Here is a 14,826-nt window from a genome sequence, read left to right on the forward strand (position 1 = left end):
CTCGTCTCTACCTCTTTTTTAACTTCTTTTGGTTTCATTCCTGTTAAAACATTTCCCCCGGGGGGGGGCCCCCCCCGGGGGGGGGGGGGGGGCCCCCCCCCCGCCCGGCTCAGCAGGCCGACTTGCCGACGTAGATCGCCAGCGCGGTGTTCGTGCCGAGGGTGGCGGTGAACTGGCCGCTGGAGTTCACCGTCACCGTGGTGCTGTTCTGCACGTTGCAGTACGTCCCGGCGGGCAGGGACGTCTGGTAGGTGTGGGTCAGCGACGACGTCTCGTGGTTGATCGCCACATAGCCCTTGCTGCCGCGGCCGAAAGCGATCGCGTTGTTGCCGTTGTCCCACCAGTTGGCGACCGCCTGGCCGCGCGTCGCGTTGCGGAAGGCGACCATGGACTTGATCTCCGGCCAGGCGTGCTGGCACTTCCAGCCGTTCTGCCAGCAGGCGGTGACCGAGCCGCCGTCGGGCGGGCCGGCGTCCACGTCCGACCACTCGTAGCCCGAGTTGATGTCCGGGGCGCCGTAGGGGTACGCCAGCATGAAGACGTTGGCCAGGGTGTAGTTCGCGCCGTCCTTGTAGTTCAGGGTCGAGCCATTGCGCTCCGTGTCGTGGTTGTCGACGAAGACGCCGGCCACGGAGCTGTTCAGATAGCCCCAGCCCTCGCCGTAGTTGGTCAGGTACGCCAGCTTCTCGTTGGTGAAGACACGCTTGAGGTCGTAGGCGTAGCGGAACTCCTGGACGTCTCCGTTGCCGGTGTACTCGGTGGGCTGGACGGCCTCGTTCGCGCCGTAGATGACCTCCTGTTTCCAGTAGACGGAGGGATTGGTCAGGCGGCTCTTGATGTTGGCCAGGTCGTCGGCCGGGATGTGCTTGGCCGCGTCGACGCGGAAGCCGTCCACGCCGAGGGTGAGCAGGTCGTTCAGGTAGCCCGCGATCGTCTTGCGGACGTACTCCTCGCCGGTGTCCAGGTCGGCAAGGCCGACGAGTTCGCAGTGCTGGACGTTCCAGCGGTCGGAGTAGTTCGAGACCTGCGCCGTGCAGTCGTCGAAGTCGAAGGAGGAGTAGAGGCCCGGGTAGGTGTACTTCGTGTACGACGAGCCGCCGGTGCCGGTGCCCGAGCCGGCCGACATGTGGTTGATGACAGTGTCGACCACGACCTTCACACCGGCCGTGTGGCAGGTGTTCACCATGTTCTGGAACGAGGTGCGGTCGCCGAGGCGGCCCGCGATCTTGTACGACACCGGCTGGTACGACGTCCACCACTGCGAGCCCTGTATGTGCTCGGCGGGCGGGGAGACCTGGACGTATCCATAACCGGCGGGGCCGAGAGCGGTGGTGCACTCGCGGGCCACCGAGGCGTAGTTCCACTCGAAGAGGACGGCGGTGACGTCCTTGGTGCCGGGCGGGGAGGCCTGGGCGACGGTCGGGGTCATGACAAGAGCGGCGGCCGTGAGGGCGAGCGCGCCGGAGAGGGTTCTGCGTGCCATGTGGGGGTTCCTTCGTCGTTGAAGGCTCTTGCTGAAACCTTGCTGAAACTTGCGGTGGCGGAGATGTTAAAGGCCCGCCACCCAAAAGGGCAGCGGGCCGTGTGAAGTTGCTGCAAGAGTTACCTGGTGACTGGCCGTCAGGCCGTGCTCCACCACACCGTCGTGTCGGCCGGCACCTTCGCCTCGCCGTCCGCCTCGGTCACTTCACCGCTGGTCAGCAGGACGCGGCCGTGGGAGGTCGTCGTCACGGACTCACCGGTCGTGTTCGCGACGCACACGAACTCGCCCCGCCGGAAGGCCAGGACGCCCTCGGGCGCCCGCAGCCACTCCACCGCCTCGCCCGCGCCCAGGTCGGGCTGCGACCGGCGCACGCTCAGCGCCGAGCGGTACAGCTCCAGCGTCGAGTCGGGGACGCCCGTCTGCGCCTCCACGCTCAGCTCGGCCCAGGCCGGCGGCTGGGGCAGCCAGCTGCCACCGCTGCCGAAGCCGTAGGACGAGCCCTCGCGGGTCCACGGGATCGGCACCCGGCAGCCGTCACGGAAACCGTCCTGGCCGGCGCCCCGGGAGTACGCGGGGTCCTGGCGCACCTCGTCGGGGAGGTCCACGACGTCCGGGAGACCCAGTTCCTCTCCCTGGTAGATGTACGCCGAGCCGGGCAGGGCGAGCATGAGGAGGGTGGCGGCGCGGGCGCGGCGCAGGCCCAGCTCGCGGTCGCCGGCCGTGCGGATCTGGGTGCCGAGACCGGGCGGGTTGGCGTAGCGGGTCGCGTGCCGGGTGACGTCGTGGTTGGACAGGACCCAGGTGGCGGGTGCGCCGACGGGGCGCATCACCTCCAGGGTCCGGTCGATGACCGTGCGCAGTTCCGCCGCGTCCCACTCCGTGCTCAGGTACTGGAAGTTGAAGGCCTGGTGGAGTTCGTCGGGGCGGACGTAGTTCGCGGTGCGCTCGACGGTCGGGGTCCAGGCCTCCGCGACGAAGATCCGCCCGCCCGCCTCCCCCCACCGCCCTGCCGCGGAAGGCCCTTCGGGCCCCTCCTTGCCTCCCGCGTACTCGTCGAGGATCGTGCGCCACTGCCGGTAGATGGCGTGCACGCCGTCCTGGTCGAAGAACGGCATGACATCGTTGCCCAGCAGTTTGAGCTGGTCGTGGGAGCCGAGGTCCGGAAGGCCCTCCGCCTTCACCAGTCCGTGAGCGACATCGATGCGGAAGCCGTCGACGCCCATGTCCAGCCAGAAGCGGAGGATCGAGCGGAACTCGTCGCCGACCGCGGGGTGTTCCCAGTTGAAGTCGGGCTGCTCGGGGGCGAAGAGGTGGAGGTACCACTCGCCGGGGGTGCCGTCCGGCTCGGTCACCCGGGTCCAGGCCGGGCCGCCGAAGATGGACTCCCAGTCGTTGGGCGGGAGTTCGCCGCCGGCGCCCTTGCCGGAGCGGAAGTGGTAGCGGTCGCGCAGCGGGGAGCCGGGGCCCTCGGCGAGCGCCCGCTTGAACCACTCGTGCTGGTCGGAGGAGTGGTTGGGGACCAGGTCGACGATGATGCGCAGGCTCAGTTCGTGCGCGTCGCGGATCAGTGCGTCGGCGTCGAGCAGGTTGCCGAACATGGGGTCGACGGCGCGGTAGTCGGCGACGTCGTAGCCGGCGTCGGCCTGCGGGGAGGCGTAGAAGGGGCTGAGCCATACGGCGTCCACGCCGAGGTCGCGCAGGTACGGGAGTCGGGAGCGTACGCCCTCCAGGTCGCCCATGCCGTCGCCGTTGCTGTCGGCGAAGCTGCGCGGATAGACCTGGTAGATCACCGCGTCCCGCCACCAGTCGCGGCGCTTGGCGACGGTGACGACGGCGGAGTCGTTGGCCGGGGCTGCAGGGTGCTGCTGGCTCATGGCTTCCTTGATGCGTATGGGAGTTCGGTGTGGGGGTCCCTCCGGGCTCGAGCGAAGCCGAGAGCCGGGAGGGGCGTGGTACGGCGGCGCGGGCCGGGGGCCGAGGGTGTGCGAGGCGGCCGCGGTGTCAGCGGGGTCGGATGGACACCGCGGCCGCCTACCCGCGCGGTCAGCCGCGCGGGAGCCCTGTGCGGAAAGGGGACTCAGCCCTTGGTGCCGCCTGCGGTCAGGCCGGTGACGAGGTTCTTCTGCACCAGGTAGAAGAACACGGACACGGGTATCGCGATCAGTACCGCGGTGGCGGCCATGTAGTTCCACTGCGCGTCGTGCTCACTGACGAAGGTCTGCAGACCCACGGCGAAGGTGTACTTGGAGTCGTCGAGCATGAAGGTGGTCGCGAAGGCGACCTCGCCGACGGCGGTGATGAAGTTGTAGAAGGCGGCGACGGCCAGCCCGGGGCGGGCCAGCGGCAGGATCAGCCGGAAGAAGGTGCCGAAGGGGCTGAGGCCGTCCACGCGTCCCGCTTCGTCGATCTCGAAGGGGATGGTGTCGAAGTACCCCTTGAGCAGCCAGGCGCTGTACGGCACGGCCGTGGTGCAGTTGATGACGATCAGCGACCAGTAGGTGTCGATGAGACCGAGTTCGCTGAAGATCTCGTACATCGGCACGATCAGGATGGCGATCGGGAAGGCCTGGGTGAGCAGCAGCACCCACATCAGCGACTTGTAGCCGGGAAAGCGCATGCGCGAGACGGCGTAGCCGGTGGTGGCCGCGACGAAGACACCGATGAGGGTGGTGCCGAGGGCCACGATCATCGTCGACTTGAACCAGTCGAAGAAGGCGGTGTGCTGCAGCACGAAGCTGTAGTTGGAGAAGGTGAGCTTGCCCAGGATCTTGCCCGGGTGCAGGTAGTCGTCCTTGTCCGGGCCGAGGGACAGGAAGATCAGCCAGGCCACCGGGGCCAGCGCGATCAGGCTCGCGACGGCGAGGCCGCCGTGCAGGAGGGCGACGCCGAGCGGGCCGCGTTCGCCCCGCCGGCGCGTGCGGCGCGGGGGCTGCGCGGTGGGGGCGGGCCCGGTCCCGGTCTTTTCGAGGGTCGTGGTGCTCATGGCAGCGGCTCCTGCGGCGTCAGACGGCGAGCTGGTCATTGCGCTTCAGCCAGCGGAAGTAGAAGGAGGTGAAGACGGTCAGGATCGACAGCAGCAGGACGCCGTACGCGGCGGACTGGGCGAAGTCGCGCGGCTGCTGTCCGAAGCCCAGGTAGTAGGCCCAGGTGACGAGGATCTGGGCGTCGGGCGCACCGGTGGGGCCGAACAGCAGGAAGATGATGGCGAACTGGTTGAAGGTCCAGATGATGCCGAGCAGCACCACGGTGGAGCTGACCGAGCGCAGACCCGGCAGTGTGACGTGCCGGAAGCGCTGCCAGGCGCTCGCGCCGTCCATCTCCGCGGCCTCGTAGAGCGAGGGGTCGATGGACTGCAGGCCGCCGAGCAGCGAGAGCATCATGAACGGCACACCGCACCAGGTGTTGACCATGATCGCGGCGAACCGCTGCCAGAAGGTGTCCTCCAGCCACTGCGGCTGCGGCAGGTGGAGGCCGTCCAGGACCTGGTTGAGCACGCCGGAGTCGGCGAGCATGATCCGCCAGGAGAAGACGGTGACGAAGGTCGGCACGGCCCAGGGCAGGACCAGCATCAGCCGGTAGAAGGTGCGGCCGCGCAGCTTCTGGTTGAGCATGAGCGCGAGGCCGAGGCCGATGACGTAGTGCAGGGCCACGCAGGCGGCCGTCCAGAAGACGGTCCACAGGAAGTGCGACCAGAAGCGGTCGTACGCCAGCGGGCCGAACAGGATGTCCTTGTAGTTGTCGATCCCGATGAACTTGTAGGTGGCGTCGATGTGATTGACGCCGATGGTGCGCGCCGAGTTGAGGCTGTTGGCGTCGGTGAGGGTCAGGTAGAGGCCCCGTACGAGGGGGTAGCCCACGATGACGCCGAGCACGACGACCACCGGGGCGATCATCGCGTAGGCGTACCAGTGCTTCTGGTAGCCGTTCTTCAGGCGCTGCCCCAGCCCGGGCCGAGGCGCGCGGTCACCGCGGCGCTTGCCGGTCGCGCGGTCGATGGCGACTGTCATGGTTCGACACCTTCTGATGGTTCAGGGGTTGGGCTGGGCACAGGCCGGTGGCCGTCGGATCCTTCCCCCCCTTCAGGGAGCATCCGACGGCCACGCGGGTGTCACTTGCTGAAGTCGGGCACCAGCTTGGTGATGGCCACCTCGGCGTTGCTCAGGCCCTTGTCCAGCGACTCCTTGCCGCCGGCGACCTTGGGCAGCTCGATGTCCAGCGGGCCCCACAGGGAGCTGTACTCGGGCAGCGCCGGGCGGGGCTGGGCGGCGGCGAGGACGCCCTGGTAGCCCGCGATGCCGGGGTCGGCCTTGACCTGGGCGGTGTACGCGTCGCCACGGGTGGGCAGCGTGGAGTTCTTCAGGGCGATCGTCTCCTGGGACTTCGCCGAGGTCATGAACTCGACGAACTTCAGCGCCGCGGCCTGGTGGGCCTTGTCGGAGCCGGCGTAGACCGAGAGGTTGTGGCCGCCGGTCGGGGCGCCCGCCTTGCCGGAGGCGCCGGCCGGGACGGTGGCGATGCCGAGGTTGGACTTGTCCGTGAAGGCCTTGCCCTTGTAGAAGTTCGTGATCTCCCAGGGGCCCTGGACGATCGCGGCGACCTTGCCGTTGACGAACGCGTCCTGGATGTGGGCGTAGGCGTCGGCGGTGGTGTCGGCCTTGTGCAGGCCCTTGCCGGAGAACAGGTTCAGCCAGGTGCCGTAGGCCTTCTTGGCGGTGGCCGAGTTCACGGTGATCTTCTTGGCGGTGGCGTCGACGGTGTCGGTGCCCTCGCCGTACAGGAAGGACTGGGCGTAGTAGGCCTGGGTGGAGCCCCAGTAGCCGTCCACGCCGGCCTTGGCCTTGACCTTGGCGGCGTCGGACTTCAGCTCGTCCCAGGTCTTGGGGGCCTCGGTGATGCCGGCCTTCTTGAACAGGGCCTTGTTGTAGACCAGGGCGAGGGTGTCGGTGACCAGCGGCACGCCGTAGGTCTTGCCCTCGTACTGGGCCTGCTTGATCAGGTTCGGCTCGAACTTGCCCTGCTCGGTGAGGGCGTCGGTGCCGTCCAGCGGCAGGAAGTAGCCCTTCTTCGCGAAGGCGGGGGTCCAGCCGACCTCGGAGCGCAGGATGTCCGGGGCGCCCTTCGAGCCGGCCGCCGTGTCGAACTTGTTCTGCGCCTGGTCGAAGGGGACGTTGACGTACTTGACCTTGATGTCCTTGTTGGCCGCCTCGAACTGCGAGACCAGGGCCTTGTACGTCGGTGCCTCATTGGTGGCGTTGGAGGTGTCCCACCAGGTGATGGTGACCGGACCGTCCGACTTGCTGTCGCTGTCGCTCCCGCCGCACGCCGTCGCCGCCAGGGCGAGGGACGCCACCAGCGCGGAGGCCGCTATGCCACGCCGCATGAGTTCTCCTTGAGGGTGAAAAGCCCGAGTGGTGCAGTGGGCGGTCCCGTCCGCCACCCCTGCGACTTGCCGACAGCGCCGTTGCGGCGGCCGGGCGACTCGGAACGTAACAGCGATGTAAGCGTTGCGAAAGACCTTGCAGAAAAAAAGTGCAAGAGAACACGGCGGTTACCTCGTCGTGACCTGGGTCGACCCCCGTCGCAACCCCGCTCTACCGCCGGTCGGCGGGTTGACGGACACTTGTGCAAGACTCTGCAAGCTCTTGCCATCCGCTTCCGGCGCCGGGATCATCCCTTGCGGACCGGACATCGGCTTCACAAGAGCCGACAAGGACACCGAAGAAGCACGAGGAGTGCGATGACGCAGCAATCCACGGCTGGCCGCGGGACCGCACGCGCACGGCGTCCCGTCGGTGTGCAAGGAGAGGTGCGGCCGGTACAGTCCGGTGCCGTGACCACACGGCTTGCGGATATCGCTGCGCAGGCGGGGGTGAGCGAAGCGACCGTCAGCCGCGTCCTCAACGGGAAGCCGGGCGTAGCCGCCACCACCCGCCAGTCCGTGCTGGCCGCGCTGGACGTGCTCGGCTACGAGCGTCCGGTACGGCTGCGGCAGCGCAGCGAGGGCCTGGTGGGCCTGATCACCCCGGAGCTGGAGAACCCGATATTCCCGGCTCTGGCCCAGGTCATCGGTCAGGCACTGACCCGACAGGGCTACACCCCGGTGCTCGCCACCCAGACCCCCGGCGGGTCCACGGAGGACGAGCTGACCGAGATGCTGGTTGACCGTGGGGTGGCGGGGATCATCTACGTCTCCGGGCTCCACGCCGACACCACCGCCGACATGCAGCGCTATGAGCAGCTGCGGGCGCAGGGCGTGCCGTTCGTCCTGGTGGACGGGTTCTCGCCGAAGGTGCAGGCGCCGTTCATCTCCCCCGACGACCGGGCCGCGATGACGCTGGCGGTGACGCACCTGGCGTCGCTGGGCCACACCCGGATCGGGCTGGCGCTCGGCCCGAAGCGCTTCGTGCCGGTGCAGCGTAAGATCGAGGGCTTCGTGCGCGCCATGCAGGACCAGGTGGGGCTGAACGCCGAGACGGTCGAGACCGAGCTGATCCAGCACTCGCTGTACACGCTGGAGGGCGGCCAGGCGGCCGCGACCGCGCTGATCGAGCGGAACTGCACGGCGGTGGTGTGCGCGAGCGACATGATGGCGCTCGGCGCGATACGGGCGGCGCGGCAACTGGGTCTGGAGGTGCCGCGGGACGTCTCGGTGGTGGGTTTCGACGACTCCCCGCTGATCGCGTTCACCGACCCGCCGCTGACCACGGTGCGCAAGCCGGTCCCGGCGATGGGACAGGCGGCGGTGCGCACGCTGCTGGAGGAGATCGGCGGGACACCCGCGCCGCACAGCGAGTTCGTGTTCATGCCGGAGCTGGTGGTGCGGGGTTCGACCGCCTCGGCGCCGGGTGACCGGAGTGACCGCAGTCGCGGGTGATCTGTCCCGATCGCGGATGATCAACAGCGGTCAGGGGTGGAAGTCCTCCGTATGTCGTAGAACGTGCACGGCGGACCCAACCTTGGGATGATCTGGCGAGGAAGCCTTTTCTGGCAGACTCTGTGCCTATGAGTGACTCGACCGTGACAGATTCGGAAGGTCGCGAGGAGGTGGCCGTTCCGCAGGCCGTCACGGGCGAGGACAGACAGGGTCTGCTGCATCGGCTGCGCCGTGCCCGCAGGCCCCGGCTGTGGTTCGAGATCCTGCTGATCGCGGTGAGTTACTGGACGTACTCCGTGATCCGCAACGCGGTCCCGGAGCAGAAGGCGGAGGCTCTGCGCAACGCCGACTGGGTCTGGCGCGTCGAGCACCAGCTCGGCATCGCCGTCGAGGAGTCGGTCAACCACGCCGTGAACTCGGCGACTTCGCTGATCATCGGCATGAACTACTACTACGCCACCCTGCATTTCGTGGTCACGCTGGGTGTCCTGGTGTGGCTCTATCGCTGGCATCCCGGCCGCTATGCGGCGACCCGGCTGGTGCTGTTCGCGACCACCGGCGTCGCCCTGGTCGGCTACTACCTGTTCCCGCTGGCCCCGCCCCGGCTCATGAACGGCGGGCGCTTCGTGGACACCGTCATGGTGCACCACACCTGGGGCTCCATGGCCTCGGGCGACCTGAAGCACATGTCCAACCAGTACGCGGCGATGCCGTCGATGCACATCGGCTGGTCGCTGTGGTGCGGGCTGACGATCTTCGCGCTGGCGTCCGTGCCGTGGGTGCGGGCGCTGGGCCTGCTCTACCCGGTGGCGACCCTGGTGGTGATCGTTGCCACGGCCAACCACTTCTGGCTGGACGCGGTGGGCGGTGTCCTCTGCCTGGCCTTCGGTTTCACGGTGGCCCGGCTCTGGTACGGCAGCCTGCCGTACAGCCTGCCGGGGCCCGAGCCCGCCCGGGTCGCCGCGCCGGCCCAGGCCCCGTCCGCGTAGCAGCCGGCTCAGGTCCCGTCCGCGTAGAACAGGTCCTGCACGACCGTGCGCGCCCGTCGGGTGATACGGCCGTAGGCGTCCAGCATGTCCCCGACGTGCCCGGCGCCGTAGCCCAGGTAGCGGCCGACCGCGGCCAGCTCGCGGGGATCGGTGGGGAAGGTGTCCCCGGCCCGGCCGCGGACCAGCATCACCGCGTTGCGCACCCGGGTGGCCAGCACCCATGCCTCGTCCAGCACGGCCGCGTCCACGGCGGCCAGCAGCCCGGCCTCGTGGGCGGCGAACAGGGCCTCGCGGGTGCGGGTGGTGCGCAGGACGGGTTCGTGCCAGCCGTGCCGCATCTGGAGCAGCTGGACGGTCCACTCGACGTCGGACAGACCGCCGGGGCCGAGCTTGGTGTGCAGTCTGGGGTCGGCGCCGCGGGGCAGCCGCTCGGACTCCATGCGGGCCTTCAGCCTGCGGATCTCACGGACCTCGTCGTCGCCCAGGCCCCGCTCCGGGTAGCGCAGCGGGTCGATCAGCTCGGTGAAGCGGCGGGCCAGGGCCTCGTCCCCGGCGACGGGCTCGGCCCGCAGCAGCGCCTGCGACTCCCAGACCAGGGACCAGCGGCGATAGTAGGCCTCGTACGACTTCAGGGTGCGCACCAGCGGTCCGGACTTGCCCTCGGGGCGCAGGTCGGCGTCGATCAGCAGTGGCGGGTCGGCGCTGGGCAGTTGCAGCAGGCGGCGCATCTCGGCGACGACCTTGCTGGCGGCCGTCGCGGCCTCCTGCTCGTCCACGCCGTCCTGCGGCTCGTGCACGAACAGTACGTCGGCGTCGGAGCCGTAGCCCAGTTCATGACCGCCGAAGCGGCCCATCCCGATGATCGCGAACCGGGTCGGCAGGGTGTCCCCCCAGCCGGCGCGGACCACCGCGCGCAGGGTGCCCGCGAGGGTGGCCGCCGTCAGGTCCGAGACGGCTGCGCCGACCCGGTCCACCAGGGCGCCCTGGTCCGGCTCCGCGGGAGTGGTCTCGGTGCCGTAGGAGAAGACGATGTCCGCGGCGGCCGTGCGGAACAGCTCGCGGCGGCGGACGCCACGGGCCGCGGTGACGCCCTGCTCGGCGTTCTCGGCACGGCCCACGGCGGCGAGGACCTCCTGCTCCAGCTGGGCGCGGTCGCGCGGTTCGAGGCCGCCGCCGGCTCCGCCGCTGCCGGTGCCGTCGCCGAGCAGGGCCACCGCCTCGGGAGCGCGCATGAGCAGGTCGGGGGCGAGGCGGCCCGCCGACAGGACGCGGGCCAGGTTCTCGGCCGCGGCGCCCTCGTCCCTGAGCAGTCTGAGATACCAGGGGGTCTTGCCGAGGGCGTCGGAGACCTTGCGGAAGTTGAGCAGGCCCGCGTCCGGATCGGCGGAGTCGGCGAACCAGCCCAGCAGGACGGGCAGCAGGGTGCGCTGGATGGCCGCCTTGCGGGAGACGCCGGAGGCCAGCGCCTCCAGATGGCGCAGGGCGGAGGCCGGATCGGCGTAACCGAGCGCGACCATGCGTTCGCGGGCCGCCTCCGCGCTCAGCCTGGCCTCGCCGGGAGCGAGTTGGGCGACGGCGTCGAGCAGCGGGCGGTAGAAGAGCTTCTCGTGCAGACGGCGTACGACGCCGGTGTGCCGCTTCCACTCGCGCAGCAGCCCGGTCACCGGGTCGGTGCGCAGGCCCAGCGAGCGGCCGAGACGCCGCAGGTCGGCCTCGGCCTCGGGGACGAGGTGGGTGCGGCGCAGCCGGTACAGCTGGATGCGGTGCTCCATGGCGCGCAGGAAGCGGTAGGCCTCGTCCAGGCGGGCGGCGTCCAGCCGGCCCACGTAGCCGCCGGCCGCGAGGGCCTGGAGGGCGTCGAGGGTGGTGCCGCTGCGCAGCGAGGGGTCGGTGCGGCCGTGCACCAACTGCAGGAGCTGTACGGCGAACTCGACATCCCTGAGGCCGCCCGGGCCGAGTTTCAGTTCGCGTTCGATCTCGGACGCGGGGATGTTCTCGACCACCCTGCGGCGCATCTTCTGCACGTCGGCGACGAAGTTCTCGCGCTCGGCGGCCTGCCACACGAGGGGCTGGAGCGCGTCGACGTACGCCTGTCCCAGCTCCGCGTCCCCGGCGACCGGGCGGGCCTTGAGCAGGGCCTGGAACTCCCAGGTCTTGGCCCAGCGCTGGTAGTAGGCGAGGTGGCTGCTGAGGGTGCGGACGAGGGGGCCGTTGCGGCCCTCGGGGCGCAGGTTGGCGTCCACCGGCCAGATCGAGCCCTCGATCGTGGTCTCGGAGCAGATCCGCATCATGTGCGAGGCCAGTTTGGTCGCCGACTTGAGTGCCTTGGCCTCGTCCGCGCCCTCCACGGCCTCCGCCACGAAGATCACGTCCACGTCGGAGACGTAGTTCAGCTCGTGGCCGCCGCACTTGCCCATCGCGATCACCGCGAGGCGGCAGGCACGGGCGTCGTCGGGGGCGGCCGCTGCCGCCAGGGCCAGGGCCGCGCGCAGGGTGGCCGTGGCGAGGTCGGCCAGTTCGGCCGCTGTCTCGGCGAGGTCCGTGGTGCCGCACACGTCACGTGCCGCTATCGACAGCAGACAGCGGCGGTAGGCCACGCGGAGGGAGACGGGGTCGGTGGCCTCGGCGAGGCCACGCTCGAACTCCTCCACCCCCGGGTGCAGATCCTGGGGCTCGTAAGTGACCAGGGCCTGCCAGTCGCTCGGGTGGCGGGCGAGGTGGTCGGCGAGGGCGGCGGAGGCGCCGAGGACGCCGAGGAGGCGGTCGCGGAGGGGTTTGGCCGCGATCAGGGTGTCCAGCAGCTCGCGGCGGTCGCTGGGGGCCGGCTGGGCCTCCAGAAGCCGTACCAGGCCGTGCAGGGCGAGGTCGGGGTCGGCGGTGGCGCCCAGGGCCTCCAGGAGGAACGGGTCATCGCGGACGGCGGCCAGCTCCGCGCTGTCCAGGAGGCGCTCGGCGGCGGACGGGTCGGTGAAACCGTGCCGCAGCAGTCGCGTGAAGGTACTGCTCCTGCGCCCCGGCGTCATCCGCGGCCTCCCCTGGGATCTGGTACGTCCTGGCCAGAGCCTAGCCGTAGCGGGCGGGAGTGGCTCTGGGGAAACGGGCTGCCTGTGGCGGCCGGGGCGCTGGGTCGTGGCTTGCGCGGGATGCCTGCGGCGGCCTGGCGGTGGGTTGTGGCCCGGCATGCCTGCGGCGCCCGTGACGGTGCGTTGTGGCCGGCGCCGGGGGCCTGCGGTGCGTGGTGGCTCGCGTCCCTGCCTGCGACGGTGCGTTGTGGATGTCTGCGACGCCCCTGACGGTGCGTGGTGGCTCGGGGCGCGCTCGTCGTGGTGGGTCGGGGCCGCGCCGGGTGGTGTCCGACCCCGGTCCGGCGGACAGTTCGGGGAAGGGTGGACGGAGTGTGCGCCGACCGCTGCGGGCGGACACCACCCGGCACGTCCCCTGCCAGCCGTCTGCGGCCGCGGCGATGAGTTGCGCGTCGTCGGGGGGTCTGCATCCCTGGGGGCAACTACGTAGGAGGCGCTCATGTCGCAGCCCGAGGGCGAGCTGGATCCGCGTTACAGCAGCGAGGGGACCACGGCGCATTCCTGGTCCGAGGCCGAGGCCGTGCTGGAGGAGGCGGAGCTGTTCTGGATCTCGACCATGCGGCCGGACGGGCGGCCGCATGTCACTCCGGTGCTGGCGGTGTGGCGGGACGGGGCCCTGCACTTCGGTACCGGGCCAGGTGAGCGCAAGGCGCGCAACCTGGCCCAGAACCCGCATGTCGTGCTGACGACCGGCACGAACAGCTGGACCAAGGGGTACGACGTCGTGGTGGAGGGCGAGGCCGTGCGCGTGTCCGACGACGAGCGGCTGCGTGTGCTCGCGGCGGCCTGGGAGGCGAAGTACGGCGCCTTCTGGCACTACGAGGTCCGGGACGGCTGCTTCCATCACGGGCCGGGGCGGGCTTTCGTGTTTTCGGTGGCCCCGGACACCGTTTTCGGCTTCGGTAAGGGCGAGCCGTTCAGCCAGACGCGGTGGCGGCTCGGGTGATCCGTACGAGCCGACGAAGGAGCCTCGAAGTCGTCCTGCTGCCCGTGTCCGACGTGGACCGGGCCAAGGAGTTCTACCGGGACAAGGTCGGCTTCCATGTCGATCTGGACGGGGAAGTGCTGGAGGGCGTGCGGATCGTGCAGCTCACGCCGCCCGGGTCGGGGTGTTCCATCGCGCTCGTCGACGGGCTGCAGGTGCCGACCGGGACGCCTCGGCCGGGGACGTATCACGGGATGCAGTTGTGCGTGACCGATGCCAAGGCCGCCTACGAGGAGCTGACCGCGCGGGGGCTCGAGGTGAGCGAGCCGGTGCAGTTCGCGCCGCAGGACGGGGCCACCTTCATGTACTTCAAGGACCCCGACGGGAACGGGTGGGCCGTCCAGGAGTACAAGCGGCGGGCCACCGAGCCGCTGCATGAGGTGCTGGCCGCGCCGGCCCACCGCGAGCAGTAGTTCACGTGGTCTTCATCCGCCGGGTTGGGTGACTTGGGACGGGGGAATGTTGGCGTGTGCATGCTCTGTCCGCACCGCCAGCCCCGTCCTTCCCCCCCTCCGGAGGTTGATGTGTCCGGCAGTTCCGTGTACAGCCGTGCCCGCACGGTCGTGGCGTCCGCCGCAGCCCTCGCCGCGGCCTCGTTCGGCGTGTGGACCGGGCTCGGCGGCGAGACCGCGCACGCCGCGGGCGCCGTGCCGAGCCCGGACCACGTGGTCGTCGTGGTCTTCGAGAACCACGCGTACAGCCAGGTCATCGGCTCTTCCAGCGCCCCGTACATCAACTCGCTCAAGTCCGGCGGCGCCAACCTCAGCCAGTCCTACGCCGAGACCCACCCGAGCCAGCCCAACTACTTCGCCCTCTTCTCCGGCTCCACCCAGGGCATCACCAGCGACAGCTGCTACACCCCCGGCTTCTCCTCGGCGCCGAACCTGGCCTCCGAGCTGATCGCGGCCGGCCGCAGCTGGGCCAGCTACAACGAGACCCTGCCCAGCCAGGGCTCGACCACGTGCAGCAGCGGCAAGTACGCGCGCAAGCACAACCCGTGGTTCGGGTTCAGCAACGTGCCGACGTCGAGCGCCAAGACCTTCACGCAGTTCCCGACGGACTACTCGACGCTGCCCCAGCTGTCGTTCGTCGTCCCGAACCTGTGCAGCGACATGCACGACTGCTCGGTGTCGAGCGGTGACACCTGGCTGAAGAACAACCTCGGTGCCTACGCCACCTGGGCCAAGACCCACAACAGCCTGCTCGTCGTCACCTTCGACGAGGACAACCGGCTCAGCGGCAACCGCATCCCGACCGTCCTGTACGGCCAGCCCGTCACGGCGGGGTCGTCGTCCTCCACCACCTACAACCACTACGACCTGCTGCGCACCCTGGAGGACACCCAGGGTCTGACCACGCACGCGGGCAACGCGGCCTCCGCCAAGGACATCACCGGCATCTGGACGTCCTGA

At 69.9% G+C, this 14,826-nt stretch carries 11 protein-coding genes; 5 read left to right on the top strand and 6 right to left on the bottom strand.

Going from position 1 to position 14,826, the window contains the following annotated elements:
- Positions 1-109 precede the first annotated feature (109 nt).
- The 5 genes from ACIRU3_RS34515 to ACIRU3_RS34535 form a co-directional block, all read right to left on the bottom strand.
- Complete coding sequence (locus ACIRU3_RS34515) at positions 110-1,483, bottom strand: alpha-amylase family protein (RefSeq protein WP_404064950.1); 1,374 nt, start codon at positions 1,481-1,483, stop codon at positions 110-112.
- Between the two features lie 137 nt (positions 1,484-1,620).
- A complete protein-coding gene (locus ACIRU3_RS34520) occupies positions 1,621-3,357 on the bottom strand; it encodes a glycoside hydrolase family 13 protein (RefSeq protein ID WP_404064953.1) in 1,737 nt (578 codons plus the stop codon).
- 203 nt (positions 3,358-3,560) lie between these two features.
- Positions 3,561-4,466 (bottom strand): sugar ABC transporter permease, encoded by a 906-nt coding sequence (locus ACIRU3_RS34525; RefSeq protein ID WP_404064956.1) that lies wholly within the window; start codon positions 4,464-4,466, stop codon positions 3,561-3,563.
- A 19-nt stretch (positions 4,467-4,485) separates the two neighbouring features.
- Positions 4,486-5,490 carry a carbohydrate ABC transporter permease gene (locus ACIRU3_RS34530; protein ID WP_404064958.1) on the bottom strand — a complete coding sequence of 335 codons (1,005 nt, stop codon included), beginning with the start codon at positions 5,488-5,490 and terminating at the stop codon, positions 4,486-4,488.
- A 101-nt stretch (positions 5,491-5,591) separates the two neighbouring features.
- Positions 5,592-6,863 carry an extracellular solute-binding protein gene (locus ACIRU3_RS34535; RefSeq protein WP_404064960.1) on the bottom strand — a complete coding sequence of 424 codons (1,272 nt, stop codon included), beginning with the start codon at positions 6,861-6,863 and terminating at the stop codon, positions 5,592-5,594.
- 450 nt (positions 6,864-7,313) lie between these two features.
- Between ACIRU3_RS34535 and ACIRU3_RS34540 the strand changes: the two genes are divergently transcribed.
- Entirely contained in the window at positions 7,314-8,357 is a 1,044-nt protein-coding gene (locus ACIRU3_RS34540; RefSeq protein WP_404064963.1) for a LacI family DNA-binding transcriptional regulator, read from the top strand.
- Between the two features lie 128 nt (positions 8,358-8,485).
- Entirely contained in the window at positions 8,486-9,346 is an 861-nt protein-coding gene (locus tag ACIRU3_RS34545; RefSeq protein WP_404064966.1) for a phosphatase PAP2 family protein, read from the top strand.
- An 8-nt stretch (positions 9,347-9,354) separates the two neighbouring features.
- On the opposite strand, the gene ACIRU3_RS34550 is transcribed toward ACIRU3_RS34545, so the two are convergent.
- Positions 9,355-12,369 (bottom strand): bifunctional [glutamine synthetase] adenylyltransferase/[glutamine synthetase]-adenylyl-L-tyrosine phosphorylase, encoded by a 3,015-nt coding sequence (locus ACIRU3_RS34550; RefSeq protein WP_404064968.1) that lies wholly within the window; start codon positions 12,367-12,369, stop codon positions 9,355-9,357.
- A 499-nt stretch (positions 12,370-12,868) separates the two neighbouring features.
- Between ACIRU3_RS34550 and ACIRU3_RS34555 the strand changes: the two genes are divergently transcribed.
- The 3 genes from ACIRU3_RS34555 (at position 12,869) to ACIRU3_RS34565 (ending at position 14,826) form a co-directional block, all read left to right on the top strand.
- Complete coding sequence (locus ACIRU3_RS34555) at positions 12,869-13,375, top strand: pyridoxamine 5'-phosphate oxidase family protein (RefSeq protein ID WP_404064971.1); 507 nt, start codon at positions 12,869-12,871, stop codon at positions 13,373-13,375.
- Positions 13,375-13,827 (top strand): VOC family protein, encoded by a 453-nt coding sequence (locus ACIRU3_RS34560; protein ID WP_404065017.1) that lies wholly within the window; start codon positions 13,375-13,377, stop codon positions 13,825-13,827. Before ACIRU3_RS34555 ends, ACIRU3_RS34560 begins: the two co-directional genes overlap by 1 nt.
- A 111-nt stretch (positions 13,828-13,938) precedes the next feature.
- On the top strand, positions 13,939-14,826 hold the full coding sequence (locus tag ACIRU3_RS34565) for an alkaline phosphatase family protein (protein WP_404064974.1): 888 nt from the start codon (positions 13,939-13,941) through the stop codon (positions 14,824-14,826).

It is taken from the genome of Streptomyces sp. NPDC101151 (assembly GCF_044768335.1).
In the GTDB taxonomy this organism is placed as follows: Bacteria; Actinomycetota; Actinomycetes; order Streptomycetales; family Streptomycetaceae; genus Streptomyces.